This window comes from Plasticicumulans acidivorans (assembly GCF_003182095.1).
Lineage (GTDB): Bacteria > Pseudomonadota > Gammaproteobacteria > Competibacterales > Competibacteraceae > Plasticicumulans > Plasticicumulans acidivorans.
This window is the reverse complement of sequence record NZ_QGTJ01000004.1, coordinates 240,080-267,038: the sequence shown is the minus strand read 5'-3', so window position 1 is coordinate 267,038 and position 26,959 is coordinate 240,080. Positions and strand designations below refer to the sequence as shown.

The 26,959-nt window shown below is 68.4% G+C and carries 29 protein-coding genes; 13 read left to right on the top strand and 16 right to left on the bottom strand.

The features are described from left to right. Positions 1-247 precede the first annotated feature (247 nt). The 4 genes from C7443_RS09035 to C7443_RS09020 are packed head-to-tail and all read right to left on the bottom strand — an operon-like array spanning position 248 to position 4,838. Positions 248-1,009, bottom strand: a complete 762-nt coding sequence (locus C7443_RS09035; protein WP_110018267.1) for an META domain-containing protein — start codon at positions 1,007-1,009, stop codon at positions 248-250. 50 nt (positions 1,010-1,059) lie between these two features. Then, positions 1,060-2,274: a glycolate oxidase subunit GlcF gene (gene glcF, locus C7443_RS09030; protein WP_110018266.1), complete on the bottom strand. Its 1,215-nt coding sequence runs from the start codon at positions 2,272-2,274 to the stop codon at positions 1,060-1,062. 15 nt (positions 2,275-2,289) lie between these two features. Next, on the bottom strand, positions 2,290-3,378 hold the full coding sequence (gene glcE / locus C7443_RS09025; protein WP_110018265.1) for a glycolate oxidase subunit GlcE: 1,089 nt from the start codon (positions 3,376-3,378) through the stop codon (positions 2,290-2,292). Beyond that, on the bottom strand, positions 3,378-4,838 hold the full coding sequence (locus C7443_RS09020) for an FAD-linked oxidase C-terminal domain-containing protein (protein ID WP_246004603.1): 1,461 nt from the start codon (positions 4,836-4,838) through the stop codon (positions 3,378-3,380). The genes glcE and C7443_RS09020 overlap by 1 nt, the downstream gene beginning before the upstream one ends. A 309-nt stretch (positions 4,839-5,147) precedes the next feature. On the opposite strand from C7443_RS09020, the gene C7443_RS09015 reads away from it, so the two are divergent. After that, positions 5,148-5,927 carry an IclR family transcriptional regulator gene (locus C7443_RS09015; RefSeq protein ID WP_110018263.1) on the top strand — a complete coding sequence of 260 codons (780 nt, stop codon included), beginning with the start codon at positions 5,148-5,150 and terminating at the stop codon, positions 5,925-5,927. A gap of 116 nt (positions 5,928-6,043) precedes the next feature. Here the strand turns inward: C7443_RS09015 and C7443_RS09010 are convergent, their stop codons facing one another. Continuing rightward, positions 6,044-6,784, bottom strand: a complete 741-nt coding sequence (locus C7443_RS09010; RefSeq protein WP_110018262.1) for a TerC family protein — start codon at positions 6,782-6,784, stop codon at positions 6,044-6,046. 213 nt (positions 6,785-6,997) lie between these two features. Here C7443_RS09010 and C7443_RS09005 point away from each other — a divergent pair, with 213 nt between their 5' ends. Both C7443_RS09005 and trxB read left to right on the top strand, forming a co-directional pair. Further along, positions 6,998-7,600: a peroxiredoxin gene (locus C7443_RS09005; protein WP_110018261.1), complete on the top strand. Its 603-nt coding sequence runs from the start codon at positions 6,998-7,000 to the stop codon at positions 7,598-7,600. 115 nt (positions 7,601-7,715) lie between these two features. Further along, a complete protein-coding gene (gene trxB, locus C7443_RS09000) occupies positions 7,716-8,672 on the top strand; it encodes a thioredoxin-disulfide reductase (RefSeq protein WP_110018260.1) in 957 nt (318 codons plus the stop codon). A 154-nt stretch (positions 8,673-8,826) separates the two neighbouring features. Here the strand turns inward: trxB and purU are convergent, their stop codons facing one another. Further along, a complete protein-coding gene (purU, locus tag C7443_RS08995; protein WP_110018363.1) occupies positions 8,827-9,687 on the bottom strand; it encodes a formyltetrahydrofolate deformylase in 861 nt (286 codons plus the stop codon). Between the two features lie 147 nt (positions 9,688-9,834). On the opposite strand from purU, the gene folD reads away from it, so the two are divergent. Beyond that, positions 9,835-10,713 carry a bifunctional methylenetetrahydrofolate dehydrogenase/methenyltetrahydrofolate cyclohydrolase FolD gene (folD, locus tag C7443_RS08990; RefSeq protein ID WP_110018259.1) on the top strand — a complete coding sequence of 293 codons (879 nt, stop codon included), beginning with the start codon at positions 9,835-9,837 and terminating at the stop codon, positions 10,711-10,713. Between the two features lie 6 nt (positions 10,714-10,719). Here the strand turns inward: folD and C7443_RS08985 are convergent, their stop codons facing one another. From C7443_RS08985 to C7443_RS08955, 7 genes are all read right to left on the bottom strand, one after another. Then, complete coding sequence (locus C7443_RS08985) at positions 10,720-11,403, bottom strand: hypothetical protein (RefSeq protein WP_110018258.1); 684 nt, start codon at positions 11,401-11,403, stop codon at positions 10,720-10,722. A gap of 2 nt (positions 11,404-11,405) precedes the next feature. Next, entirely contained in the window at positions 11,406-11,918 is a 513-nt protein-coding gene (locus tag C7443_RS08980) for a hypothetical protein (protein WP_110018257.1), read from the bottom strand. A 27-nt stretch (positions 11,919-11,945) separates the two neighbouring features. Next, a complete protein-coding gene (locus tag C7443_RS08975; RefSeq protein ID WP_110018256.1) occupies positions 11,946-12,560 on the bottom strand; it encodes a hypothetical protein in 615 nt (204 codons plus the stop codon). A 4-nt stretch (positions 12,561-12,564) separates the two neighbouring features. Continuing rightward, positions 12,565-13,296, bottom strand: coding sequence for a MotA/TolQ/ExbB proton channel family protein (locus C7443_RS08970; protein ID WP_110018255.1), 732 nt, complete (start codon positions 13,294-13,296; stop codon positions 12,565-12,567). A 7-nt stretch (positions 13,297-13,303) separates the two neighbouring features. After that, complete coding sequence (locus tag C7443_RS08965; RefSeq protein WP_110018362.1) at positions 13,304-14,062, bottom strand: SIR2 family NAD-dependent protein deacylase; 759 nt, start codon at positions 14,060-14,062, stop codon at positions 13,304-13,306. A gap of 130 nt (positions 14,063-14,192) precedes the next feature. Beyond that, positions 14,193-15,194: an aminopeptidase gene (locus tag C7443_RS08960; RefSeq protein ID WP_170123556.1), complete on the bottom strand. Its 1,002-nt coding sequence runs from the start codon at positions 15,192-15,194 to the stop codon at positions 14,193-14,195. Further along, positions 15,191-16,741, bottom strand: a complete 1,551-nt coding sequence (locus C7443_RS08955; RefSeq protein ID WP_170123555.1) for a GGDEF domain-containing protein — start codon at positions 16,739-16,741, stop codon at positions 15,191-15,193. Before C7443_RS08955 ends, C7443_RS08960 begins: the two co-directional genes overlap by 4 nt. A 129-nt stretch (positions 16,742-16,870) precedes the next feature. On the opposite strand from C7443_RS08955, the gene C7443_RS20110 reads away from it, so the two are divergent. From C7443_RS20110 to C7443_RS08945, 3 genes are read left to right on the top strand one after another with little or no spacing between them, the layout of a single operon-like run. Then, positions 16,871-17,839, top strand: coding sequence for a glycosyltransferase family 2 protein (locus C7443_RS20110; RefSeq protein WP_170123554.1), 969 nt, complete (start codon positions 16,871-16,873; stop codon positions 17,837-17,839). Between the two features lie 27 nt (positions 17,840-17,866). Beyond that, positions 17,867-19,105: a multifunctional CCA addition/repair protein gene (locus tag C7443_RS08950; RefSeq protein WP_110018252.1), complete on the top strand. Its 1,239-nt coding sequence runs from the start codon at positions 17,867-17,869 to the stop codon at positions 19,103-19,105. Between the two features lie 60 nt (positions 19,106-19,165). Next, entirely contained in the window at positions 19,166-19,381 is a 216-nt protein-coding gene (locus C7443_RS08945) for a YjfB family protein (RefSeq protein ID WP_110018251.1), read from the top strand. Positions 19,382-19,432: 51 nt separating this feature from the next. Here C7443_RS08945 and C7443_RS08940 read toward each other — a convergent pair whose 3' ends face one another. Continuing rightward, positions 19,433-20,623, bottom strand: coding sequence for a class I SAM-dependent methyltransferase (locus C7443_RS08940; RefSeq protein ID WP_110018250.1), 1,191 nt, complete (start codon positions 20,621-20,623; stop codon positions 19,433-19,435). Positions 20,624-20,684: 61 nt separating this feature from the next. On the opposite strand from C7443_RS08940, the gene C7443_RS08935 reads away from it, so the two are divergent. Continuing rightward, on the top strand, positions 20,685-21,434 hold the full coding sequence (locus C7443_RS08935; RefSeq protein WP_211346186.1) for a pteridine reductase: 750 nt from the start codon (positions 20,685-20,687) through the stop codon (positions 21,432-21,434). Between the two features lie 66 nt (positions 21,435-21,500). After that, positions 21,501-22,175: a TIGR04211 family SH3 domain-containing protein gene (locus C7443_RS08930; protein WP_170123553.1), complete on the top strand. Its 675-nt coding sequence runs from the start codon at positions 21,501-21,503 to the stop codon at positions 22,173-22,175. Between the two features lie 3 nt (positions 22,176-22,178). On the opposite strand, the gene folB is transcribed toward C7443_RS08930, so the two are convergent. After that, positions 22,179-22,535: a dihydroneopterin aldolase gene (folB, locus tag C7443_RS08925; protein WP_110018360.1), complete on the bottom strand. Its 357-nt coding sequence runs from the start codon at positions 22,533-22,535 to the stop codon at positions 22,179-22,181. Positions 22,536-22,647: 112 nt separating this feature from the next. Between folB and plsY the strand changes: the two genes are divergently transcribed. After that, positions 22,648-23,250 (top strand): glycerol-3-phosphate 1-O-acyltransferase PlsY, encoded by a 603-nt coding sequence (gene plsY / locus C7443_RS08920; RefSeq protein ID WP_110018248.1) that lies wholly within the window; start codon positions 22,648-22,650, stop codon positions 23,248-23,250. Positions 23,251-23,257: 7 nt separating this feature from the next. On the opposite strand, the gene tsaD is transcribed toward plsY, so the two are convergent. Beyond that, positions 23,258-24,277, bottom strand: a complete 1,020-nt coding sequence (gene tsaD / locus C7443_RS08915; protein WP_110018247.1) for a tRNA (adenosine(37)-N6)-threonylcarbamoyltransferase complex transferase subunit TsaD — start codon at positions 24,275-24,277, stop codon at positions 23,258-23,260. Positions 24,278-24,399: 122 nt separating this feature from the next. On the opposite strand from tsaD, the gene rpsU reads away from it, so the two are divergent. The 3 genes from rpsU (at position 24,400) to dnaG (ending at position 26,935) form a co-directional block, all read left to right on the top strand. Next, the gene (rpsU, locus tag C7443_RS08910; RefSeq protein WP_110018246.1) at positions 24,400-24,615 is read left to right on the top strand and encodes a 30S ribosomal protein S21; all 216 of its coding nucleotides are present in this window, start codon (positions 24,400-24,402) and stop codon (positions 24,613-24,615) included. A gap of 17 nt (positions 24,616-24,632) precedes the next feature. Beyond that, positions 24,633-25,079 (top strand): GatB/YqeY domain-containing protein, encoded by a 447-nt coding sequence (locus C7443_RS08905; protein WP_110018245.1) that lies wholly within the window; start codon positions 24,633-24,635, stop codon positions 25,077-25,079. A gap of 83 nt (positions 25,080-25,162) precedes the next feature. Next, positions 25,163-26,935 (top strand): DNA primase, encoded by a 1,773-nt coding sequence (gene dnaG / locus C7443_RS08900; RefSeq protein ID WP_110018244.1) that lies wholly within the window; start codon positions 25,163-25,165, stop codon positions 26,933-26,935. Positions 26,936-26,959: the final 24 nt, after the last annotated feature.

The window sequence follows — 26,959 nt, the reverse complement described above, 5'->3', positions numbered from 1 at the left end:
AGCTCACCGCACCTGCACATGAGCTATTTGGAAACACATTCCGTTTTTAAAATACGACTGGCCGGGCCCGGGACCTGGTGTGGCAGGGCACATGAGGCATGCACGCCGACCAGCCTCGTCGGGAGCGACGACGGGCACGCCGACAGACGACAGATCGCCCGCGACGCGCTCTGACGAGGCACCAGACCACAGGCGCCCCGGCATCGTTGATGGCGAAAGCCACACGCGGATTGCGTTGAGCGCGCCCTCAGCGCGCCGGCGCGAACACCAGCGCGGCGTGATGTTCGCCGTCGAAGAGAATCAGGCCGTAGGTGCTGGCGGCGTAGCTGGTCACGCGCTGCATGCTGTCGAGGAAGGCGGCTTCCTGCTTGCCGAGCTCATCGTCGGCACAGGCCATCCGCGTCACCGCCAGCGGCGACAGGGTCAGCGTGCCGTTGTCGTTGAGCTGGGCGGAACCGTGGAAGCGGTTGCAGCCGGCAAGCCCGCTGGCGTTACCGTCGGCGGAGAGCGTCAAAGTGCTCTCGGCGGTGGCGACGTGGTCATCGAAGGCCACCAGCCGCCAGCTGCCGAACAGCGCATTGCCGCTCTCCACCGACGCTTTGGGTGCCGGCGGTGCGGCCGGCGCCGAGCCCTCTGCGAGAAATTGCGCCAGCACCCAGCCGCTGGCATCCGGCGTTTCGACGCGGCACCAGCGCTGCGCCTGCACGGCACGCTGCTCGGCATCGGCGAACGCCGGACCGCCGCTGCAGCCGAGATTGCGCAGACCGTCGGCCGTGGCGGCCAGCTGTGCGCTGACCGGCGCACTAGCGTCGGGTTCGGTGTGCACGGCAAGCATCTGGCCCGCCGCGACACCACGCACGCGGAAGTAATCCGGCCCGTCGGCTTCCGCCTGGGCGCTGGCCGCCAGCAGCCAGCAGCCGGCGGCGAGCAGCCCCGCCCGCCATACCTGCCGGCGCCTCGGGGCTGGTCGGCTCGATGCACTGGAACCCTGCGGTGTGTGTCCGATCACGCTCGGCGTCCTCCGATAGCAGCGGGCGACGTGCCCGCCGCAATAGTGGCTCAGACCAGCGCCGAGTCCACCACCTCGATCCAGTGACGCACCCGGCGCTGTGTCCCGCCCTGCAGGTGTGCGAGGCAACCGATGTTGGCGGTGGCGATCTCATCGGGCGCGCCGGCTTCGAGCGCCGCCAGCTTGTTGGTGCGCAACTGCAGCGACAGCTGCGGCTGTGTCACCGAATAGGTGCCGGCCGAACCGCAGCACAGGTGTGCATCGGCCACCACCGTCAGCTCGAAGCCGAGCCGCGTCAGCAGTGCCTCGACCTGACCGCCGAGCCGCAGCGCGTGCTGCAGCGTGCACGGGCAGTGAAATGCCAGCCGCCCCGCCGGGCGCACCGCCAGCGCCGACAGATCCTCGGCGGCCAGCACCTCGACCAGGTCTTTCGCCAATGCCGAGACGCGCGCGGCTTTCTGTGCGTAGAGCGGATCGTCGCGCAGCAGGTGACCGTACTCGCGCACGAAGGCGCCACAGCCGGAGGCGGTGACGATGATTGCCTCGACGCCGGCCTCGATCTGCGGCCACCAGGCGTCGATCAGACGGCGGGCGAAATCCAGCCCCTCGGGCTGGGCGTCGAGGTGGAAACTCACCGCCCCGCAGCAACCGTCCCGAGCCGCCACCTCAAGGCGGATGCCGAGGCGGTCGAGCACCCGCGCGCTGGCGGCGTTGATGTCCGGGTCGATGCCCGGCTGCGTGCAGCCGTCGAGCACCAGCATGCGCCGGCGATGCGGCCCGGCCGGCCAGTCACCGGCCGGACGCCGAACCGGCAGCTTGGCGCTCAGCGCCGCCGGCAGCACGCCCCGCAGCGCCTGACCGATGCGTAGCAGCGGTGTGAAACGCGAGCGGAACGGCAGCACCTGGCGCAGGGCCCAGCGCAGCGCCCGCTCGCGCAGTGGACGACCGACCTGCGTCTCGACCACCTCGCGGCCGATGTCGAGCAGGCGGTGGTAATCGACGCCGGACGGACAGGTGGTTTCGCAGGAGCGACAGGTCAGGCAGCGATCGAGATGACTGAGCGTGCGCGCGCTCGCCGTCTGGCCTTCGAGCACCTGCTTGATCAGGTAGATGCGCCCGCGCGGCCCGTCGAGCTCGTCACCGAGCAGCTGGTAGGTCGGGCAGGTCGCGGTACAGAAACCGCAGTGCACGCACTTGCGCAGGATCGCTTCGGCCTCATCGCCGCGCGCACTGCCGCGAATGAAATCGGCGAGATTCGTCTGCATGGCTGGAAGTCTCGCTCACAGCCCGGCGTAGAGCCGGCCGGGGTTGAACAGGGCGTGGGGATCGAAGCTCGCCTTGATGCGAGCGTGCAGCGCCGCTAGCGCCGGCGCCAGCGGCTGAAACACCTCGCGGCGGTCACCGCCACGGAACAGCGTGGCATGGCCGCCAGCCGCCGCGGCCAGCGCATGCAGCCTGGCGGCCTCACCGCCGCCGCGCCACCAGCGCTGCCCGCCGCCCCACTCGATCAGCATCGGCCCGGGCAGGTCGAGCGGCGGCGTGCTCGGTGCGACCGACAGGCGCCACAGCGGTGCCGCGCCGGCGAAAAAGGCATGCGTCTGCTCGCGCAGGGACATCCAGTAGGCCGCGGCCGACGCCGCATCGAGACACTCGCCGCCGAGTTTGTCGCAGGCCGCAGCCACCGCCGCCGTCGCCCCCGACAGGCGCAGGTACAGGCGGCCGCCGTCCCAGGCGCTCGCCGACAGCGGCAGCGGCTGACCGGCCCAGCGGTTCATCTGCTCGATCGCCAGCGCCGCCAGTGGTACATCCTGCACCAGCGTGCGCTCGGCCGCCGGCCGCGGCAGCGTCTTCAGCGAGATCTCCAGCAGCACGCCGAGCGTGCCGAGCGCGCCGGTCTGCAGCCGCGAGACGTCGTAGCCGGCGACGTTCTTCATCACCTGGCCGCCGAAGTGCAGCAGCTCGCCGGCGCCGTTGAGCAGGCGCATGCCGAGCACGAAGTCACGCAGCGCGCCGACATACGGCCGTCGCGGCCCGGAGAAACCGCAGGCCACGGTGCCGCCGAGCGTCGCCGCCGGGCCGAAGGCCGGCGACTCGCAGCCGAGCATCTGGCCGGCGGCGGCCAGCGCGGCTTCGATCTCGGCGAGCGGCGTGCCGGCGCGTGCCGTCAGGTACAGCTCGGTCGGCTCGAAGGCCACGATGCCGCGATGCACGGCCATCTCCAGCGGCTCACCGACCGCCTCGCGGCCGTAGAACGCCTTGCTGCCGCCACCGCGGATCGCCAGCGGCGTGCGTGCACGCGCGGCGGCCAGCACGCGCTCGCGCAGTTCGCCGCTGCAGTCGCGATCAGGGCTTTCATGCGTCGGCTCCATCAGAAACGCTCCAGTTCGGGGAACGGCAGCTCACCGCGGCTGACGCGCATCGCGCCGTATTCGGCACAGCGCGCCAGCGTCGGGATCGCCTTGCCGGGATTGAGCAGGCCCTGCGGATCGAAGGCGTGCTTGAGGGCGTGGAACTGTTCGAGTTCGAGTGCGGCGAACTGCACGCACATCTGGTTGATCTTCTCGAAGCCGACGCCGTGCTCGCCGGTGATCGCCCCGCCGACGGCGACGCAGAGTTCGAGGATTTCGGCGCCGAGGTGCTCGGCGCGCTCCAGCTCGCCGGCGGCATTGCCGTCGAACAGGATCAGCGGATGCAGGTTGCCGTCGCCGGCATGAAACACGTTGACCACGCGCAGCCGGTATTTTTCACCGAGCGCGGCGATGCCGTTGAGCACGCGCGGCAGCTCGCGGCGCGGAATGGTGCCGTCCATGCAGTAGTAATCCGGCGAGATACGCCCGACCGCCGGAAACGCCGCCTTGCGCCCGGCCCAGAAGCGCAGGCGCTCCTCCTCGCTGCGCGAGACCTGCAGCGCCGTCGCCCCGGCCTCGCGCAACAGCGTCTCGACCCGGGCGAGGTCCTCGGCGACTTCCTCGGCGGTGCCGTCGAGCTCGCACAGCAGGATCGCCGCCGCCTCGACCGGATAGCCGGCATGCAGGTAATCCTCGGCGGCGCGAATGCAGCCGTTGTCCATCATCTCCAGACCGCCGGGGGTGATGCCGGCGGCGATGATGCGGGCGACCGCGGCGCCGGCGACGTCGACGTGATCGAAGCTCGCCATCACCACCTGCGCGAGCTGCGGCTTCGGCAGCAGCTTGACGGTGACCTCGACGACCACGCCGAGCAGCCCCTCGGAGCCGGTCAGCAGCGCCAGCAGATCGTAGCCGGCGGCATCGAGCGCCTCGCCGCCGAGGCGCAGGCGCTCACCGTCGATCGTCACCACTTCGAGCGCGCGGATGTTGTGCACCGTCAGTCCGTACTTCAGGCAGTGCACGCCGCCGGCGTTTTCAGCAACGTTGCCGCCAATGGTGCAGGCGATCTGCGAGGACGGATCGGGCGCGTAGTACAGACCGTAAGCGGCGGCAGCCTGCGAGATCGCCAGATTGCGCACGCCGGGCTGCACCCGCGCCGTGCGCGCCAGCGGATCGATCGCCAGCACGCGATTGAACTTGGCGAGACTCAAGACGACGCCGTCGGCATGCGGCAATGCGCCGCCGGACAACCCGGTCCCGGCCCCGCGCGCGACCACCGGCACACCGAGCGCGCAGCAGCTGCGCAACACGTGCTGCACCTGTTCGATGGTCTCCGGTAATACCACCAGGCGAGGCAATTGCCGGTACACGGCAAGGCCATCGCACTCATAGGGACGCAAATCCTCCATTTCGGCAAGAATCAGCCGCTCGGGCATCCCCTGGGTGATGCGGGCATGCAGGGCCTGTGTCGCCTCATCCATCATTGGTCTGACCTCGATTCAACTATCGCGGTGTTCGCCTTGTGTGGAAAAAACCAATGAAAACGCTGCTGTTTCAGCCACGACATAGGTTCATGGACAATTCTTCTACTGTAAAAATCACGAGCGCGCCAGCCAGATGAAAAAGGTCTTACCAAAGCTGAAGGCTTCGACCATTTTTTCATAATGTGGCATTCAAGAAATCCTCAAGCTTTGACGATGGAAATTATTGTTGCAGCGCAATATGATGCGGTTTCGCCATACAGAATTTAGTTTCCAAACCAGCCACGTGCAGGAGCCGCCCGGACGACCATGGTTAATCAAGCGACCTCATCCATTCAGGTCATCGATCGCCTTGCCCGACTGCTGGACGCCATCGCTGCGAACAACAGCCCGGTCAGTCTGAAAATCCTCTCGGCGGAAACCGGCCTGCATCCGTCCACCGCCTTCCGCATCCTCGCCTCACTTGCCGAACACGGCTTCGTCGAGCGCAGCTCGGCCGGTCATTACCGGCTCGGCGTCAAGCTGCTGCAGCTCGGCTCGCGCGTGCAGGGCCGACTCGACATCCGCCGCGAGGCACGGCCGATCATGGAATGGCTGCGCAACGAAACCGGAGAGACGGTCAATCTGATCGTGCGCGAAGGCGACGAGGTGGTGTACGTCGAGCGCGTCACACCGAACCGCATGATGCGTGTCGAGCAGGTCATCGGCGCCCGCGCCCCGCTGCACGTCACCGCGGTCGGCAAGCTGTTCCTCGCTGAAGGCGGCGCCGAAGCCTGCCTGGAGTACGCCGCCCGCACCGGCCTGCCGGTGTGCACGCCGCACTCGATCACCGACCCGACCGCGCTGTGGCGCTCGGTGAAGAACGCGCTGCAGCAGGGCTACGCGCTCGACGATCAGGAAGCCGAGCTCGGCGTCGGCTGCATCGGCGTACCGATCCGCGACTCCACCAACCACATCGTCGCCGGCATCTCGGTCTCCGCCCCGATCGAACGCCGCCGCGAAGTCTGGGTCTCGCTGATCCGTCAGGCCGGCGAAAAATTGTCGCTGCGTCTGGGCTTCCACCCGGAGAACCGCCCCGTCGGCGCCTGAAGCCGAACCGCTTCAAAGCACTCCGAAAACACCAACGCCCGCTGGCACCTTGCGCGCCAGCGGGCGTTGGTCGTTATGGCGGCAGAGCGTGTCTGCCGCACAACGGTCGATCGCGATCAGTCAGCCTTGGCCGGCAGCGGCTCCCGGGCTGCCTGGCGCTTGTTCTTCGCCAGAATGTTCAGGGCTTCGACGCCGACCGAGAAGGCGATGGCGAAGTACAGGTAGCCCTTGGGAATGTGGAAGCCCATGCCGTCGGCGATCAGCGCGACGCCGACCAGGATCAGGAAGGACAGGGCGAGGATCTTCACCGAGACGTGCTGCTCGATGAAGCGCGCCAGCGGATCGGCGGCGACCAGCATGATGATGACAGCGATGACGACGGCGGCGGCCATCACCGGCAGGTGATTGGCCATGCCGACGGCGGTGATCACCGAATCCAGCGAGAAGACGATGTCGAGCACCGCGATCTGCACGATCGTCATCGTGAATCCGACCGACCTGGACTCGCGTATCTCCTCCTCGACGCCTTCGACGGTGGCATGGATCTCGGTCGTACCCTTGGCCAGCAGAAACAGGCCGCCGCCGAGCAGGATCAGATCGCGCAGCGAGACCGGGTTGTCGCCGACATGGAACAGCGGTGCGGTCACGCCGGCCAGCCAGGCCAGTGAGAACAGCAGACCGAGACGGGTGATGACGGCCAGACCGAGGCCGGCCTTGCGTGCCAGCGACTGCTGCGCTGCCGGCAGCTTCGCCGACAGAATCGAAATGAAGACGAGGTTATCGATGCCGAGGACGATTTCGAGCGCGGTCAGCGTCAGCAGGCTGATCCAGGCTTGCGGGTCGAAGAGGATTTCCATGATCGGGAACTCGTGCGAGGGGCGGCAGGCGGCGCGAGTATACAGAGCGCTTACAGGTAAGAATGATGCGTCACAAAATAAACAGCCCGTTAGTTAGGCAATGACTATCAGGCCAGATAGAAAACTTCTATTTCATCGATCGCTCACACTCTGCCTAGAGTGCGTGCCCGTGATGGTTTCCGCTGTCGCATACTTCCCCAAGGAGCAAGGTCAATGAGCGTTCTGGTTACCAGGCAGGCACCGGACTTTACCGCTGCCGCTGTTCTCGCCGACGGTTCCATCGTGGAGAACTTCACGCTGTCGAGCCTGCGCGGCAAGTACGTCGTGCTGTTCTTCTATCCGCTCGACTTCACCTTCGTCTGCCCGTCCGAGATCATCGCGCACGACCACCGCGTGGCGAAGTTCAAGGAACTCGGCGTCGAAGTCGTCGGCGTGTCGATCGACTCGCAGTTCACGCACTTCGCCTGGCGCGAGACGCCGGTCGAAAAGGGCGGCATCGGCCGCGTCGGCTTCACGCTGGTCGCCGACGTCAAGCACGAGATCAGCCAGGCCTTCGGCATCGAGCACCCGGCCGCCGGCGTGGCGCTGCGCGCTTCGTTCCTGATCGACAAGGACGGCGTCGTGCAGTCGCAGATCGTCAACAACCTGCCGCTCGGCCGCAACGTCGACGAGATGGTGCGTCTGGTCGAAGCCCTGCAGTTCACCGAGGAGCACGGTGAAGTCTGCCCGGCCGGCTGGAACAAGGGCGACAAGGGCATGAAGCCCACCACCGAGGGCGTGGCCGCCTACCTCGCCGAGAACAGCACCGCGCTGTAAGTCGCACGGCACACCCGCGCGGGGCACAGCCTGCCCCGCCGCGGTGCCGAGCCCCAAACCTCCCGTTTTGGGAGTCGGCATCGAATCCATCTTTCGCCCAGCCCGGAGATCCCCCATGAGCGAAACCAGACACGCCCGCCTGCTGATCCTCGGCTCCGGCCCGGCCGGCTACACCGCCGCCGTCTATGCCGCGCGCGCCAACCTCAAGCCGGTGCTGATCACCGGCCTGCAGATGGGCGGACAGCTGACCACCACCACCGAGGTCGACAACTGGCCCGGCGACGTCGAGGGGCTGATGGGGCCGGACCTGATGGAGCGCATGCGCAAGCACGCCGAGCGCTTCAACACCGAGATCATCTTCGACCACATCCACACCGTGCAGCTCGGCCAGCGGCCGTTCACGCTGGTCGGCGACTCCGGCACCTACACCTGCGACGCGCTGATCATCGCCACCGGCGCCAGCGCCCAGTATCTCGGCCTGCCCTCGGAAGAAACCTTCATGGGCAAGGGCGTGTCGGCCTGCGCCACCTGCGACGGCTTCTTCTACCGCAACAAGCCGGTCGCCGTGGTCGGCGGCGGCAACACCGCGGTCGAGGAGGCGCTGTATCTGGCCAACATCGCCTCGCAGGTCACGCTGATCCACCGCCGTGACAAGTTCCGCGCCGAGGCGATCCTCATCGACCATCTCAACGAGAAGGTCGCTGCCGGCAAGATCGTGCTGGCGACCAACGCCACGCTCGACGAGGTGCTCGGCGACGCCAGCGGTGTCACCGGCGCCCGCCTGAAGAGCACGCTCGATGGCAGCACGCGCGACATTGGCGTCGACGGCGTGTTCATCGCCATCGGCCACAAGCCGAACACGGCGATCTTCGCAGGCCAGCTGGAGATGAAGAGCGGCTACCTGACGGTGCAGTCCGGCACCAGTGGCAATGCCACGATGACCAGCGTCCCCGGCGTGTTCGCCGCCGGCGACGTCGCCGACCACGTCTATCGCCAGGCCATCACCTCTGCCGGCACCGGCTGCATGGCGGCGCTCGATGCCGAGCGCTGGCTTGAGGCACAGCAAGGTTAAAGCAGGCTTTCAGCAGCTACGCTTACCCATAATCACGGTTCGCAGCCAAAGCGGAACCGGACGGGCCAACGGAGTGGTCCCGTCCGGTTTTTTTTGTCGACCGGTGTCGTCGAGCTAGCCGGCAGCGTCCGCCGGACCGCGCCGGACGCCCGCCTCAGGGAAACACCACCGTACGCCGGCCGTTGAGCAGCACGCGGTGCTCGACGTGAGCCTTGACCGCACGGGCCAGCACGACGTTTTCCAGGTCGCGGCCGACGGCCACCAGATCCTCCGGCCCCATCGCGTGGTTCACCGGGGCGACTTCCTGCTCGATGATCGGCCCCTCGTCGAGATCGGCGGTGACGTAGTGCGCCGTCGCGCCGATGCGCTTGACGCCGCGTTCGTAGGCCTGGTGATAGGGCTTGGCACCCTTGAAACTCGGCAGGAAGGAGTGATGGATGTTGATCGCCCGCCCGGCGAGGCGGCGGCAGAGGTCATCGGAGAGGATCTGCATGTAGCGCGCGAGCACCACCAGATCGGCCTGCTCGTGCTCGATGATCTCCAGCACGCGTGATTCCTGCACCGCCTTATCGCCGCCGATCATCGGCAGGTAGTGGAACGGCACGTTGTAGCTCGCCGCCAGCTGGTAGAAATCGCGGTGGTTGGAGATCACCGCCGGGATCTCGACGTTGAGCGCGCCGACGCGGTAGCGGTAGAGCAGATCGTTCAGACAGTGGCCGAACTTCGACACCATGATCACCAGCCGCGGCTTCACCGCGGTGTCGAAGATGTGCCAGTCCATCGCGAAGCGCTCGCCGATCGGCGCGAACGCCGCCCGCAGCGCCGGCGCATCCGGCAGCTGCGGACTGCCGCAGAAGCTCACACGCATGAAGTAGCGGCCGGTGTACTCGTCGCCGTACTGGTCGCTCTGCAGAATGTTGCACGCATACTCGGCGAGAAACCCGGAGACGGTGGCAACGATGCCGGTGGTATCGGGGCAGGACAGCGTCAGAACGAAATGCGGGGCGTGCGGCATGGCGGTGGCTGATACGGCGTGCGGCTGCGGAAACTGGCCACGATAACCAGCGGCCACGGTGCCCACAAGCGTGCGGTCGCCCCGGCCACGTCGCGGGCGTATCATTTCGCGTCGCTTTCGAGCGTTGTTTCCCCGTTGAGGAATTTCATGGCCAGCATCATCGATGGCAAGGCATTCGCAGCCACGCTGCGCACGCACCTCGCCCGCCGTATCGCCGCGCTGCGACACGACGAAAACATCACCCCGGCCCTCGCCGTCGTGCTGGTCGGCGAGGACCCGGCCAGCCAGGTCTACGTGCGCAACAAGGCGGCGCAGACCGTCGAAGTCGGCATGCGCTCGATCGAGCACAAACTGCCCGCCAGCACCACGCAGGAGGCGCTGCTCGAACTGGTCGCCGCGCTCAATGCCGACGCCGAGGTCGACGGCATCCTGGTGCAGCTGCCGCTGCCGGACCACATCGACGCCGACCGCGTGCTCGAAGCGATCGACCCAGCCAAGGACGTCGACGGTTTCCACCCGCTCAACGCCGGACGCCTGGCCACCGGCGGCACCGGCCTGGTGCCGTGCACGCCGCTCGGCGCGCTGATGCTGCTCAAGGACCGCCTCGGCTCGCTCAGCGGCCTGCACGCGGTGGTGGTCGGCCGCTCCAACATCGTCGGCAAGCCGATGGCGCAGCTGCTGCTGCGCGAGGACTGCACGGTCACCATCGTGCATTCACGCAGCCGCGATGCCGCCGCGCTGTGTCGCCAGGCCGACATTCTGGTCGCCGCCGTCGGCCGCCCGCGGATGATCGGCGCCGACTGGATCAAGCCCGGCGCGACGGTGATCGATGTCGGCATCAACCGCATCGCTCTCGACGCCGGCCGCACCAAGCTGGTCGGTGACGTCGACTTCGACGTCGTTGCGCCGCTGGCCGCGCACATCACGCCAGTGCCGGGCGGCGTCGGGCCGATGACCATCGCCTGCCTGCTGCACAACACGCTGACCGCCGCCTGCCGCCGGCGCGGCGTCGAACTGCCGAACTGAACGCCCCTACTCCAGCGCCTGCAGCTCCAGGCGCTGCCAGCCGCCGGTGACCATCTCCGAATCGAGCTCCTCGCGCCGTTCGAGCTTCACCAGACCGACACCGCGGCAATACCACTCGGTCTGCAGAATCGGCACATCGACCGGCCCGATCTTGGGATCGGCGAGCAGGTAGACGCTGCCCTCGCCGTGCGCGCGCAGGCAGTGCTGGAAACGGCCGGCCGGCACTTCGACGCTGTCGTCGTCGGCCTCGATGGCGAACTGCAGGCGCACCGGCATCTCCTGGCCGAGATCCTCGACGAAGGGCTGCAGGCGCTTGAGCAGATAGGGCCGCGTCGGCACCACCCAGCGCGTGCCGACGGTCCACGGCCGCGGCAGCACGGCAATTTCCGGCTGGTCGAACTCGGGCTGCGCCTGCAGCACGTTGCGCTGCGCCAGCCGGCGGATGCCCTGTGCGTCGGCCTCCAGGTAGTACTCGCTGCCGTCCGAGGTGTGGCGCACCCAGACCTCGCGGCCGTCCAGAACCTGCCGGCCGCGGCTTTCGATGCGCAGGGTTTCGCTGCGGTAGCCTTCGCGGGTGGCGGTGGCGACCTGATAGCGCCAGGCCAGCCCGGCAGTGAGCGGGAACGGATCGTCCGGCTCGGCGTGCGGCGAGCAGGCGGTGAGCAGCAGCAGCAGACCGGCGCGCTTCATCGTCACTTCTCCGGCAGCCGCGCCTGCGGCAGGTCACCCAGCTGCAGGCGATCGCGGCCGTCGGCGAAGCGTGAACGGTCGAGCGGCACGCCGACGCGCACGTCGTCGGTGCGCGAACCGAGCTGCGGAACGCCCTGACGGATGCGCTTCATCGCATCGGCAAACAGCGCATGCAGCGGCTTGTCGTAGTCGAGCCGGTAGGCGCGCGGCGCGGCGGCCGGACGGTCGCCGGCCAGGTCGACGACCCAGACGTGGATCACGCCGGCAAAGCCGCGCTGCGGTTCGGGTTCCTGGATTTCGCTCGCCAGCAGCTGAAAGCGCGCCGGCAGCGGCTCGCTGCTCGGCCAGCCCATGAAGCCCGGCAGCGTGCGCCAGGTGACGAAGTAGAACGCCGTCACCAGCGCCACGGCGGTGAACTTCACCCACAGCGGCAGACGGGCGTGCAGCCACAGGCTCGCCAGCAGCAGCGCGAGCAGGGCGTAGGCGGCGCTCAGGCCGATCCAGGCGGCGGTCATCGGGGCTTGATTCCTGCGGGTTGCGGGCTAGTCGATCACCGAGCGGCTCAGTGCCAGCGGCTTCGGCAGGGTGTTGACGCGGACGACCTGACCACCGGCGGTCACGCTGAAGCGCACGGCGGTCGCCTCCTGATTCAGCCGCTGCAGTTCGACATGACCGTAGTAGACGACGCTCAGCTGCGGGTTGACCTTGACCACGCGGACTTCCACCGGCACCGGCTGCTGCGTCTGCGAGGCGTAATAGTGGACGTTGACGACGTACTCGCCAGGAATGATGCCGCGGATCGTCACCACTTCCTCGTTGAGCGGATTGATCAGCTCGCGACCGTCGACCAGCAGCTGATCGTTGGCCTGGCCGCGGTCGTCGCGGTCGAGGTGCATCAGGCCGGCGTCCGGGTGCTTGAACCACACCGTCTCGCCATCCGGCGCCTGCACCCACAGGTCGATGTCGTCGGGGCTGCCGTCCGGCCAGTTCATCGTGATGATGAATTCCGCCTTGGCCTCGATCACGCCGCTCTTGGCCTTCGGGTTCATCGCCATGAACGCGATCATGAACATGAAGGTGAAGCCGAGCAGCGCATTGAACAGCAGGTCGGTGAACGGGTCGATGTCGTGCGCCCGGCGGGCGCGGCGCAGCGCCATGCCCTCAGCGCCGGCGGCCGAGTTCAACCTCGGCGAAGTGCACGATGCCGCCGACCAGGCGATCGGCGGCACGGTCGAGCAGCAGGTATTGCGCGCCGAGCAGCATCGAGGCGATCAGGCCGACCAGCGTCGTGTACAGCGCGACCTTCATGCCGCCGCCCATCGCCAGCAGCATGCGCTGCATCGTCGCCAGATCCAGTGATTCGACCTGTGCCACTGAGCCGAGCATCAGGATGAAGCCGATGACGGTGCCGAGCAGCCCGAGCTTGAGCAGCAGGCCGGTGAGGAACCAGCCGGTCTCGTGGCTGCCGCTGGCGCGATCGGCGAGCACGTCGGTGAGCAGCGCGTGTTCGAGACCTTCCGGCGCCGCCCGCCCGGCGTGCTTGCCGAGCACCGCGCTGAAGTAATCACCGGCCAGCGAAGGCGCATGCAGTTCGGCGCCGAGCAGCAGGCCGTCGGCGGTCGGCCAGAAACGCGCGGCGCTGTCGGCGCGCGCCTGACGCTCGATCGCGGCGAGGCATTCGAGCTCACGCGCCAGCCACCAGGCGCGCAGACCGCCGTGAGCGCAGGCGAGCAGGAACAGCAGCAGAATGCTCTGCGAAATCCAGGTCGGATCGCCGAAGACGTACGTCGCCACCAGCCCCTGCTGCCAGGCCAGGGTCAGCGCAAAAGCCAGCAGCCCCGCCAGCAGCAGCCATTGCAGAAACAGGCGGTATGGCGGCTCCTGGCGCAGCATCGCAGCGCTAGCAGGGCACGCCGGCTTCGAGCGAGCGCTGCAGCGTCGGCAGCACCTCGCCGGCCGGGCCGCTGAGGCGGAAGTCGGCGACCGAGGACAGCGGCGTGTTGTGCGGATTGACCTCGACAACGCAGGCGCCGTGGCGGTGCGCGAAAAACGGCAGCTCCGCCGCCGGATACACCAGCGTCGAGGTGCCGATGCACAGAAACACCTCGCACTCCTCCGCCGCGCGGAAAGCCGCGTCGATGGTGTCGTGCGGCAGGCTCTCGCCGAACCAGACCACGTCGGGGCGCAGCAGCGCGCTGCATACCGGGCAGCGTGGCGGCTCGCTGCCGTCTTCGGTCCATTGCTCGACCTCGTGGCGCTGACGCCCACTGCACACCGTGCGCTGGATGCTGCCGTGCAGCTCGATCAGCGCCTGGCTGCCGGCACGCCGGTGCAGGCCGTCGACGTTCTGGGTGATCAGCGTGAACTCGGGAATCAGCGTGGCGAGTGCGGCCAGCGCGAAATGGGCCGGATTCGGCGCCGCGGCGGCAACGTTTTGCCGCCGCCAGGCATACCAGTTCCAGACCAGCGCCGGATCACGGGCGAAGGCCTCGGGCGAGGCCAGATCCTCGGGCCGATAACGCGCCCACAGACCACTGTGCACGTCACGAAAGGTCGGCACGCCGCTTTCCGCGGAAACACCGGCGCCGGTCAGGGCTGCAACACGGCGCGCACGGCGCAAACGCTCCAGCAAGGCAGCGGGAAAAGCTACGGTGGTCATGATGATGGCTACCACGCGGCACGACATTTGGCGGACATTCAGGTTAACGCTGTCATCCGCTTGACTCCAGCCCTTATGCACCGCGCCAGTGCAGGCTGCACACGATTTGTCACACAGCAACCGCCACAGATCAATGACCGCGCATCCAGGCCGCCCGCCGGGCCGCCGGCCAGGCGGCGATGCGGGCGGCGGCGCGGTGGAAGGCGGCGAAATCATCACCGCACGCGTGCAGCAACCGCTCGAAAGCGGGCACCGCGTCTTCGTAGGTGGCAAGCAAAGCGAGCTGGGCGTTGCCGAGCGCAAAGCCGCGGCGATCGCCGAGCAGTGCCAGCAGACCGGCGCTGCGCATCAGCAGCGCATCCTTGCGCGCGCGCATCTCGGCCGGCGGCAGCGCACTCGCATACAGTTCCTGCAGTGCCGCGCGCAGTTCGCCGAGCAGTTCGCGCCACAGCCGCTGGCGTTCGAGCTCGGTGCGATAGTCGGCCAGCGCCTGATCCTGGCCGCTGGCCGCCAGCCAGCGCTCGGCGCCGAGGCGGCCGACGGTGGTGGCATAGGCTTCGTTGAAGGCGCTGTCGCCGGCGACGTAGAGCTTTTGATGCGCCAGCTCGTGGAAGATCAGCTCGGCGACACGCCCCGGCGGCCAGCCGACGAAGGTGTCGAGCAGCGGATCGTCGAACCAGCCGAGCGAGGAATAGGCCGGCACCGGCGAGACCGCGACATCAAAACCCTGACGGTGCCAGCGCACCGCCTCGGCCCGCGCCGCGGCCGGCTCGAAATAACCGCGGTACGGCACGCAGCCGGCCACGACGAAACACCAGCGCTGCGCTTCGAGCGAAAACTCCGGCGCCGCCGTCACCGTCCACACCACCGCCGGGCGACCGAGTGCGGCATAGCGCCGGTAGCTGCCGTTGTCCGGCAGGTCGAGCGTATGCACGGCGAATTCGCGCGCCGCGCCGATGCGCGCCAGCTGCCGGCGCAGCGCCGGCGAACTGGCCGGATCGGCCTCCACCTCGGCGACGGGCCGGCGGGCATTGAGCAGCGCGGCCTGCCCCTGCAGCGCCTGCAGGTAGTACGCCGGCTCCGCACAGGCCGCGAGCAGCAGCGCGAGAGCCGCCAGCGCCGCGCGGCTCACTGGGCGAAGCAGCGATTGCGCCCGCCGTGCTTGGCCGCATACAGCGCATCGTCGGCGCGCTTGAACACCGCGGCCGGATCGTCGCCCTGACGAAACTCACTGAGACCGCAGGACACCGTCACGCCGACCTCGCCCCCGGACACCGCGATGCTGTGCGTGGCGACAGCGGCACGCAGCCGCTCGGCGATGGCCAGCGCCTCCTCGACACCGAGCCCCGGCAGCAGCAGCGCGAATTCCTCACCGCCATAGCGCGCCAGGCAGTCGCCGGCGCGCACGCCGGCCGCCAGCGCCCGGGCGACGCCGACCAGCACCTGATCGCCGATGGCATGGCCGAGCTGATCGTTGACCCGCTTGAACCAGTCGATGTCCCACAGCGCCAGGGTCAGCGGCTTGCCGTGGGCCACCCAGCGGCCGAATTCCCGCTCCAGCGCCTCGTCCCAGGCCCGGCGGTTGCCGAGCTCGGTCAGCGGATCGCTGCGCAGACGCTGGTCGCGCTCGGCCAGCTCGCGGCGCAGCGTGCCGGCCTCGCGGCTGAGATCGCCGAGCTGCGTCGCCAGCCCTTCGATGCGCACACCAAAGGCATCGAGGCGCGCCTCCTCGGCCGACTTGAACGCCTGCAGCGCGGCGTCGATGCGTTCGACGTGACCGAGCACGCTGCGCTTGAGCGACTCCAGATCGCGCGCGTTGCCGATGCTGTCGCGCATGCCGCGCATTTCCGCGGCCATCGCCCCCTGCAGCTGATCGCCGCTGCCGCGGGCGTCGGCGAGGGTGCTGCGATTGCCGTCGACGTAGTGTTCGAGCGCCGCCAGCCGCTCGGTGACCTGTTCGAGAAAGCCGCGCAGCTCGTCGCGCTCGCCGCCGATGGTGCCGAGCGCGCGGTTGACCAGTTCGGCGCAGGTGGCAAGCGCCGCCTGCCAGTCCTCGGCGCTCATCGCCTGTTCCAGATGCACGCGCAGTGTCTCGCGCAGGGCTTCGAGCTCGGGTGTCCACGGCAGGCGCAGGCGTTCGAGCAGTGTCGACAGCGTGCGGCCGCCGTGCGTCGCCGGCTCGCCCGGCGGCGGCGTGACGGCGGCCTGCGGCGCGGCCAGTTGCGGCACCGGCAGTTCGCGCGTCGCCGGCAGCAGCACCTGGTTGAGCTCCATGGCGATGGCTTCGAGCAGCTGGCCGCGCGGCGGCTGTGTCTGCCGCAGGCGCACCAGCAGAGTATCGAGCGCCGGCTGCCGCGCCGGCGGCAGGCGCATCATCGACAGCAGGTGGACCAGTTCGTCGTCGAGGCCGGATTTGCCGAGATGGCGCAGCTCATCGAGCAGCTCAGCGATGCAGCTGAGTTCGGCGCGCAGCCGCTCGGTGGTCTGATTGCGGCGCAGCCCCAGGCGCAGCGACTCCAGGTGCGGATCGAGGCGGGTATCGAGCCCCTGGCCGAGCAGGCTCAGGCGGTTGACGGCGAACACGAGGACTTCCTCGCGCGCCTTCCAGTCCTTTTCGAGCTGCTCCAGTTCGCCGAGGGCATCGAAATATTTACCCTTCCAGTCCTGATCGCCTGCCATCGCCACTCCGCCGACCGCTGTGCCCGTGCCAGCATGCGAGCGCGCCGGGTGGCGCGCAAGCGCCGCCTTGCGCACCCTGTCCGCCCCCGCCAGCGAGCCGTGACAGCCATGCAGCAACCGAGCGTTTCCGTGATCCTGCCCGTGCGCGACGGCGGCGACTGGCTGCTGGCGGCGGTCGCCAGCGTGCTGGCACAGGACTTCACCGACTTCGAGCTGATCGTCGTCGACGACGGCTCGCAAGACGGCGCCACGCAGCGCCTGCCTGCCGATGCGCGGCTGCGCCTGCTGCAGCAGCCGCCGCGCGGCATCGTCGCCGCGCTCAACCACGGCATGGCACAGGCGCGCGGCGCCTATCTGGCCCGCATGGACGCCGACGATCTGTGCCGGCGCGAACGCCTCGGCGCGCAGCTGGCGCTGCTCGCCGCCGAACCCGGAGTAATGATCTGCGGCACCCGCGTCGAGCTGCTCGGCGCCGAGCCGAGCGCCGGCGGCCGCGCCTACCGCGACTGGCTGAACGCGCTGACCCGTCCGGCCGACATCGCCCGCGAGATCTACATCGACAGCCCGCTGCCGCACCCGGGCTGGCTGCTGCGCCGCGCCGCCTGGGAGCGCGTCGGCGAGTATCACGCCGGCGCCTGGCCGGAGGACTACGACTGGCTGCTGCGCGCCCACGCCGCCGGCCTGGCGATGGCCAAACCGGCCGGCATCCTGCTCGACTGGCGCGAACATCCAGGCCGGCTGACCCGGCGCGACCCGCGCTGCGCGCGTCCGGCGCTGATCGCGCTGAAGGCACGGATGCTGGCGCAGGCGCTGCACGGGCGCGAGATCATCCTCTGGGGCGCCACCAAAACCGGGGCGGCGCTGTGCGACGGCCTGCGCGCACACGGGGCGGCGCTGCGCGGCTTCGTCGATCTCGACGCCCGCAAATACCGCAACCCCAAACGCGGCCTGCCGGTGCATGCACCGGGCTGGGCCGCCACGCAGCGCGATGCGATCATCCTGGTCACGGTGTCGCAGGGCTCGCAGAAGCCGCTGATCCGCCAGCAGCTCGCCGCGCTCGGCCGCGTCGAGGGAGCGGACTGGTGGTTCGCGACCTGAGCGCACGAGGCAGGCTGGGAGACACACATGCAGATTTATCTGGTCGGCGGCGCGGTACGCGACGCCCTGCTCGGGCGCGAAGTCCACGAGCGCGACTGGGTGGTGGTCGGCGCCACCCCGGCGGACATGCTCGCCGCCGGCTACCGTCAGGTCGGCAAGGACTTCCCGGTGTTCCTGCACCCGCAGAGCAGCGAGGAGTACGCGCTGGCGCGCACCGAGCGCAAGACCGCGCCCGGCTACCACGGCTTCGCGGTGCACGCCGATCCGGCGGTGACGCTGGAAGAAGACCTGCTGCGCCGCGACCTGACCATCAATGCCATCGCCCAGGCCGCCGACGGCCGGCTGATCGACCCCTATGGCGGTCAGCGAGATCTCGAAGCGCGCGTGCTGCGCCATGTTTCCGCGGCTTTCGCCGAAGATCCGGTGCGCATCCTGCGTCTGGCTCGCTTTGCCGCCCGCTACGCCGGGCTCGGCTTCAGCGTCGCCGAGGACACCATGACGCTGATGCGCACGATGGTCGCCGCCGGCGAAGTCGACGCGCTGACACCGGAACGGGTCTGGCAGGAATGGGCGCGGGCGCTGGGCGAAGCGCAGCCCGGTGTCTTCATCGAGGTGCTGCGCGCGTGTGGCGCGCTGGCGCGCCTGCTGCCGGAGCTCGACCGCCTGTGGGGTGTGCCGCAGCCGTCAAAGCATCACCCGGAAATCGACACCGGCGTGCACACGCTGATGGTGCTGGCGCAGGCGGTGCGCCTGGGTGGCGATGCGCCGACGCGCTTCGCTGCGCTGCTGCACGATCTCGGCAAGGGCACCACGCCGGCAGCGGAATGGCCGCGCCACGTCGGCCATGAAGCCCGCGGCGTCGAGCTGATCCGCAGCCTGTGTGCGCGCCTGCGTGTGCCGGCCGAATTCCGCGACCTCGCGCTGCTGGTGGCGCAGTACCACACCCACGTGCACCGCGCCTTCGAGCTGCGCGCCGACACGCTGCTGACGACGCTGGAGCGACTCGATGCGCTGCGCCGGCCGCAGCGCTTTGCACAGGTGCTGCTCGCCTGCGAAGCCGATGCACGCGGCCGCCTCGGCTTCGAAGACAGCGCCTATCCGCAGGCCCGCCTTTTCGCCGCCGCACGCGAGTGCGCCGCCGCCGTCGCCGTGCAGCCGCTGCTCGAACACGGCCTGAAAGGCGAGGCACTGGCTGCGGCACTGCGCAGTGCACGCATCCAGGCCATCGCGGCTTTGGAAAAGACGGTGTCACCGGCCGCCGATTAAGGAAAAATTCCTTGTCTTGGCGTATGGTTGGAACAGGTCATCGGCAGGAGGACAGGTGCCATGAACGTCGGCAATGTCGGTCAGAGCAACATCGACATGCTGCTCAGCAATCAACGCCCGGCGACCGAGGCCGGCACCAGCGCGCTGAAAAAGGCGATGGAATCGGAGCAGCAATCGGCGGCCGCACTGGTGCAGGAACTCACGCCACCGCCGACCAACACCGCCAATCTGGACCCGGAGCGACGGGTCGGCGTCAAGCTCGACGTCACCGCCTGAGTCCGCGGCAGCCCCCGAACCCCCGCCTGGCGGGGGTTTTTCATGCCCGCCTCACAGGCGGCCACGCTCGTCGAACATCGCAAAGCCGCACAGCCGCACGTCCAGGTTGCGACCAAGGCCGATGACGCGGAAGCGCTCGCCCATCTCCCCCGGCAGGGTCAGCAGCTTGATCTGACGCACGCGCTCGGTGTGCGCGAGGATCTCGGTCGGATCGATCTCGGCGAGCATCTGCTCCAGGCCGCAGCCGAACAAGAAATATGCCTGGCCGCAGTAGCCTTCGATGTCGAAGCCGGCGGCGAGCGCGGCATCGGCGACGGCAGTGAAATCGACGTTGGCGGTGATGTCCTGCAGGCCCGGCCAGCGCAGCGCGTCCTCGTGGGCGCGGTGGCGGTAGTGGCAGAGCAGCGTGCCGCGATTGCGCTGCGGGTGGTAGTACTCGGCGCGCGAGTAGCCGTAGTCGATCAGCAGCACGGCGCCGGCTTCGAGGGTTTCACCGAGCGCGGCGATCCAGCCATCGAGATACGGGTTGAACTCGCTGCTGTAATCGGGCGGCAGCGCACCGACCTGCGCCTCGATACCAGCGATCGCCGCGCTAAGCCCGGCATCGGCGGCCACCGTCCCCAGCGCCAGCCGCCCCGCCTCATCGACACGGACGACGAGCTCGCGCGGGCCGTCGGCCTCGATGCAGAAACGGCGTACCGGCATCGCATCGAGCACCTCATTGCCGAGCACCACGCCGCGCAGCCGTTCGGGCAGGGCATCGAGCCAGTGCACACGCCCGAGCAGCGCCGGCACGCGCGCGGCGAGCGTCTGCTGCTGGCGTGCGCGCAGCTCGGCACTGGCTTCGAGGATCAGGTAACGCGCCGGCAGTGCGTCGAGCGCCGCCAGCTCGGCGAGGATATCGGCCGCCATCACGCCGGAGCCGGCACCGAATTCGAGGATGTCGCCGCCGCCGAGCGCTGCCAGCACCTGCGTGCACTGGCGAGCCAGGCAGCGCGAGAACAGCGGCGAGAGTTCCGGTGCGGTGACGAAGTCACCGGCGGCACCGAATTTGGTGCTGCCGGCGCTGTAATAGCCGAGGCCCGGGGCATACAGCGCCAGCGCCATGTAGCGCTCGAAACCGAGCGCGCCACCGGCGGCGGCGATCGCCTCGCGGATCGATTGTTCGAGACGCGCGCTCAGTTCGAGCGCGGCCTGAGGCGGCACGGGCAGGTCGGCCAGGGAGGATTCGGGACGGCGCATGAACTTTCCAAAGCGGGCGGAACCCGGCATCGTGCGCCGCAGGTCCCGTGGAGAGAGGACGATGGAGCATAACATCGAGGACGTACCCACCGCGCTGATCACCGGCGGCGCACGCCGCATCGGCGCCTGCATTGCCCGTGAACTCCATGCCGCCGGAATGCGGCTCATCATTCATTACCGCCAGTCACGCGCCGAGGCCCGGCGGCTGCAGGAGGAACTCGAAGCCGTGCGACCGGCCTCGGTGGCACTGGTCCAGGCGGATCTGCTCGACACCGCACAGCTGCCGCGGCTGCTCGAACAGTCGCTCGCCGTCTTCGGCCGCATCGATGCGCTGGTCAACAACGCATCGAGCTTCTACCCGACACCGCTCGGCACGGCCACGCTCGCACAATGGGACGACCTGCTCGGCTCGAACCTGCGCGCCCCGTTCTTCCTGATGCAGGCAGCGGCACCGGCGCTGCGTACCACCCACGGCTGCATCGTCAACCTGATCGACCTGCACGCGCAGCGGCCGATGGATCAGTACGCCATTTACTGCGCGGCCAAAGCCGGGCTGGCCTCGCTGACGCGCTCCTTCGCCCGCGAGCTGGCGCCTGAGGTGCGCGTCAACGGCATTGCGCCGGGAGCGATCCTGTGGCCGGAGCATGCCATCGACGACGCCGAGCGCGAGCAGATCCTCGAACGCGTGCCGCTGCGCCGCCCCGGCAGCCCCGAGGACATCGCCCGCACCGTGCGCTTTCTGGTCTGCGAGGCTCCGTACATCACCGGCCAGATCATCGCCGTCGACGGCGGACGCACGACAGGCGTGTGAACAGGCAGCACCGGCGATGCTGTTAGAATCCGCCGGCTCCGACCGCTGCTGCGAAGCCTGATGCCCATGCGCCGATTGCTGTCTGCCCTCTGCCTTGCCCTCGCTACCGGCGTGATCGCCGAAGCCAAGACCATCCGCTACGTCAGTGACAGCATCGAGATTCCGCTGCGCTCCGGCGCCAGCCTGCGTCACAAGATCGTGCGCATGCTGCCGAGCGGCATGGCCGTCGAGGTGCTCGACACCGATAACGACAAGGGCTTCTCGCTGGTCAAGGCGGTCGACGGCACGACGCAGGGCTGGATGCCGAGCCAGTACCTGATGGAAGCGCCGGCGGCGCGCGACGTGCTCTCCAACACACAGGCGGAGTTCGAGCGCATCCGCTCGGAAAACGCCAGCCTCAAGCAGCGCCTCGACACACTGGCCACGCAGAAAGGCGACGTCGAGTCGAGCTTCTCGCAGCTCTCGGCCGACAACCACCGCCTCGGTCAGGAGCTGGCGCAGATCCGCAAGACCGCAGCTAATGCCATCGTCATCGATCAGCAGAACAAGGAGCTGCAGGAGCGCGTGGTCACGCTGGAGCGCGAGCTGCAGATCGTGCAGCAGGAGAATCAGTCGCTGTCCGATCGCAGCGCCCGCGACTGGTTCCTGCTCGGTTCCGGCGTGCTTCTGGCCGGCGTCGTCGTCGGCCTGATCCTGCCGCGCCTGCGTGTGCAGCGGCGCAGCCGCTGGGGCGAGCTGTAAGGCTCAGCCGCGCACGCCGCGTTCGATCAGCACGCCGACGGCGCGCGCACCGGGTACCGCGCCGGGCTTGCTGACGCGCAGGCGCAGCCAGCCGATGGAGAACTCCGTGCGCAGCAGCTCGGCGATGCGCTCGGCGAGCGTCTCGACCAGTTCGCAGCTCTGCCCGCCGACGAATTCGCGCAGGCGCGTCGACACCGCCATGTAATCGACGCCGTAGCGCAGCTCGCCGGTCTCGTAGACCTTGCGCGCATCAGCGCCGAGTTCGAGATCGAGGATGACGTGCTGGCGAATCTGGCGTTCCCAGGCGTAGACACCGATGGTGGTTTCGATGTTGAGCGCCTCAATGAAGATGATGTCCATTCCGCGGCCCATGTGGGTTTTGCGACACTATAAAGGATGACGTTCACGACAGGCTCAGGGCGCCGCTGCCCTCGGCCATGCTCTTCCGATCGTTCTCCGCCTCCGGTGAACCATGTTTCCAGCCCTGCTCTGCTTTGCGCTCGCTTATCTCTGCGGTTCGGTGTCGGCCGCCATCATCACCTGCCGCCTGCTCGGCCTGCCCGACCCGCGCAGCGAAGGCTCCGGCAATCCCGGCGCCACCAACGTGCTGCGCATCGGTGGCAAGAAGGCCGCCGTCATCACACTGCTCGGTGATCTGCTCAAGGGCTTGCTGCCGGTGCTGCTGGCGCGCGCCGCCGGCATGGATGCCGATGTGCTGGCGCTGACGGCCTTCGGCGCCTTCATCGGTCATCTGTATCCGCTGTTCTTCGGTTTTCAGGGCGGCAAGGGCGTGGCCACCGCACTCGGCGTCATCATCGGCCTGTCCTGGCAGCTGGCGCTGTGCGCCCTCGCCACCTGGCTGGTGATGGCGTTCACGCTGCGGATTTCCTCGCTGGCGGCACTGACCGCCGCGGCACTGGCCCCGCTCTACGCCTGGCTGATCGGTCTGCCACCGGTTTACGTCATCGCGCTGCTGCCGATGGTCGCGCTGCTGGTCTGGCGCCACCGCGGCAATATCGCCAAAATCCGCGCCGGCACCGAAAGCCGCATCGGCGAGCGCAAGAAAAGCCCCTGATCGCGGATCAGCCGGCCGGCGCCGTCAGCGCATCGAGCGGCCAGCGCGGCGTGGCGGCGATCGCCAGGTCGGCATGTTCGCCGGCGCTCAGGCGGCAATGACCGGCGTAAGCGATCATCGCGCCGTTATCGGTGCAGAACTGCGGCCGCGGGTAATACACCTGCCCGCCGCGCGCGCGCATCAACTCGGCGAGCTGCGCGCGCAGGCGACGGTTGGCGCCGACACCGCCGGCGATCACCAGCCGCTGCAGGCCACTCTGCTGCAGCGCACGCCGGCACTTGATCGCCAGCGTGTTGACCACGGCATCTTCGAAGGCGCGGGCAACGTCGGCCCTGTCCTGCTCGCTGCCGGCAAGGCCGGCGAGCGTATTGAGCGCGTGGGTCTTCAGGCCGCTGAAGCTGAAATCGAGCCCCGGCCGGTCGGTCATCGGCCGCGGAAAACTGAAGCGCTGCGGATCGCCCTGCTCGGCCAGCGCCGCCAGCCGCGGCCCACCGGGGTACGGCAGACCGAGCAGCTTCGCAGTCTTGTCGAAGGCTTCGCCGGCGGCATCGTCGATCGACTCACCGAGAATGCGGTAGCGACCGACACCGGCGACGGCGACCAGCAGGGTATGGCCGCCGGAAACCAGCAGGGCGAGGAAGGGAAACGCCGGCGGTTCGGGTTCCAGCATCGGTGCCAGCAGATGGCCTTCCATATGGTGCACGCCGACCGCCGGCACGCCCCAGGCCCAGGCCAGCGTGCGGCCGCAGGCCGCGCCAACCATCAGCGCACCGACCAGCCCGGGGCCGCAGGTGTAGGCCACGCCACCGACCTGCGTGCGCTCGATGCCGGCGTCCGCGAACACCTCGCGCAGCAGCGGCAGCAGCTTGCGCACGTGGTCGCGCGAGGCCAGCTCCGGCACCACGCCACCGTATTCGGCATGCAGCGCCACCTGGCTGTAGAGGGCATGGGCCAGCAGTCCGCGCTCGCCGTCATAGAGGGCGACGCCGGTTTCATCACAGGAAGATTCGATGCCGAGAACGATCATGATGCGGATTGTCCCGGCCGTCCCGCATCCGCCGCAAGCACTTTGCATTGCCTCGTTCAAGGGTTTAGACTCGCGCGCTCGCCGCTTCCCGGCCCCAACCTGAGTTGTGAGGTGAAGACTTAATGCCCATCGTTAAAGTGAAGGAAAACGAACCGTTCGACATCGCCCTGCGCCGCTTCAAGCGCGCCTGTGAAAAGGCCGGTGTCCTCGCCGAGATTCGCGCCCGCGAGTTCTACGAAAAGCCGACGCAGGAGCGCAAGCGCAAGCAGGCGGCCGCCGTCAAGCGCCACCAGAAGAAGCTTGCCCGCGAAGTCGCCCGTCGTACCCGTCTGTACTGATCCAGTCTGGCCCGAGCATGTCACTGAAAGCCCGCATCACCGATGACATGAAGGACGCGATGCGCGCGAAGGACAAGGATCGCTTGACCGCCATCCGCCTGATCCTCGCCGCCGTCAAGCAGCGCGAAGTCGACGAGCGCATCGAGCTCGATGACACGCAGGTCATCGCTGTGATGGACAAGATGGTCAAGCAGCGCCGCGAGTCCATCACCCAGTACGAGGCGGCTGGCCGCAGCGACCTGGCCGGGAAGGAAGCCGCGGAACTGTCCATCATCCAGAGCTACATGCCCAGCGCACTCAGTACTGAAGAACTCGACACCGTCATCACCGCGGCCATTGCTGCGAGTGGCGCCACCTCGGTCCGCGACATGGGCAAGGTGATGGCGGCAGTGAAGGGGCAAGCGCAGGGCCGGGCCGACATGGCCCAGGTCAGCGCCCTCATCAAGTCACGTCTCGGCGGCTGAGGCCGTCAACCCACGGTGACACGAAGACCCGGCCACAAGCCGGGTTTTCGCGTTTCCGCAGTGCCGCACTAGGCTCTACGTTCATGGCCGGTCTCATCCCGCAGAGCTTTCTCGACCAGCTGCTGGCACGCATCGACCTCGTCGAGGTCATCGATGCGCGTCTGCCGCTGAAAAAGCAGGGGCGTGAATACGCAGCGTGCTGCCCCTTCCACAACGAGAAAAGCCCTTCGTTCTTCGTCAGCCCGCACAAGCAGTTCTATCACTGCTTCGGTTGCGGCGCGCACGGCAATGCCATCGGCTTCCTGATGGAGTACGAGCACCTCGGCTTTCCCGAGGCGGTCGAAGAACTGGCCCGCCTGGCCGGCATGGAAGTACCGCGCGAAGCCCGCAGCGGCGAAGATGCCGGCCACGCCGAACTGCTGCGCTGGATCGAACGGGCTGACCAATGGTTTCGCCAGCAGTTGCGCACACATGCGCAGCGCCAGAGCGTAATCGACTACCTGCGCACCCGCGAACTCAGCGGGCAGACGGCGGCCGAGTTCGGCATCGGCTACGCGCCGGCGGAACGTGATGCGCTGCTGCGCGCACTGCTGACTGAAGGCGCCGAGCGCACGACGCTGCTGGCGGCCGGCCTGGTCGTGCGCCGCGATGAAGATGGCGCCTGGATCGACCGCTTCCGCAACCGCATCACCTTCCCGATCCGCGACCGCCGCGGCCGCACCATCGCCTTCGGCGGACGCGTGCTCGGCGACGGTCAGCCGAAGTACCTGAATTCACCGGAAACCCCGGTCTTTCATAAGGGCCGCGAACTCTACGGCCTCTACGAAGCACGCATGGCCTTGCGCCACCTGCCGCGCCTGCTCGTGGTCGAGGGCTACATGGACGTGGTGATGCTGGCCCAGCACGGCATCCGCTACGCCGTGGCGACGCTCGGCACCTCGACCACCGCCGAACACGCCGAGCGCCTGTTCCGCGTCACGCCCGACGTGGTGTTCTGCTTCGACGGCGACCGTGCCGGCCGCGACGCCGCCTGGCGGGCGCTGGAAAACGTGCTCGGTCAGGTACGCGACGGCCGTCAGATCGGTTTTCTGTTCCTGCCCGACGGCGAGGACCCGGACTCACTGGTGCGCCGAGAAGGCCAGGCCGCCTTCGAGCAACGCCTGACACAGGCGCAACCGCTGTCGGAGTACTTGTTCGCGCATCTGGCCGCAGACATCGATCTGCGCAATGTCGACGGTCGCGCCCGCCTGGCCGAACGCGCCCGGCCGCTGCTGGAAAAACTGCCGGACAGCGTTTACCGCGACCTGATGGTCACTCGCCTCAGCGAACTCTCGAAGCTCGGTGTCGAAGCGCTGAACCGCCGCCTCGGCCTCGCTGCAAACGCACAGCCGGCGCTCGCCCCGACCCAGCAGATCGCGCGCAACAGCCGCCTGGTCAGCACCCCGGTGCGCCACGCCATCGCCTTGCTGCTGAGCCGTCCGCAGCTGGCTGCACAAACCGGCGACCTCGCCAGAATCCGCGCACTGGACCTGCCGGGCATACCGCTACTGATTGAGCTTCTTGAAATTTTTCGTTCGTCCCCAAACCTCAGCGGGGGCGCGGTAGTCGAACGTTTCCGCGGCAGGACAGCACAGTCAAGCCTCGAACGCCTGCTCACCTGGCAGCCGGAAATCGCCGAGGAGCGCTTCGATTACGAACAGGATTTCCGCGACACGCTGGCCCGCCTCGCCGATCGTGGCGACCGGCGCAAGTTGTTGCTGGAGCGGGCAGCCCGCGGCGACACATTGAGTCGCGAAGAGCTTGAAGAATTACGTGCGCCGCCAACGGGCAGCGCAGGATCGGATAGCGCCGGCTGAGACTGGCGCAGGGAATGTGTGTTA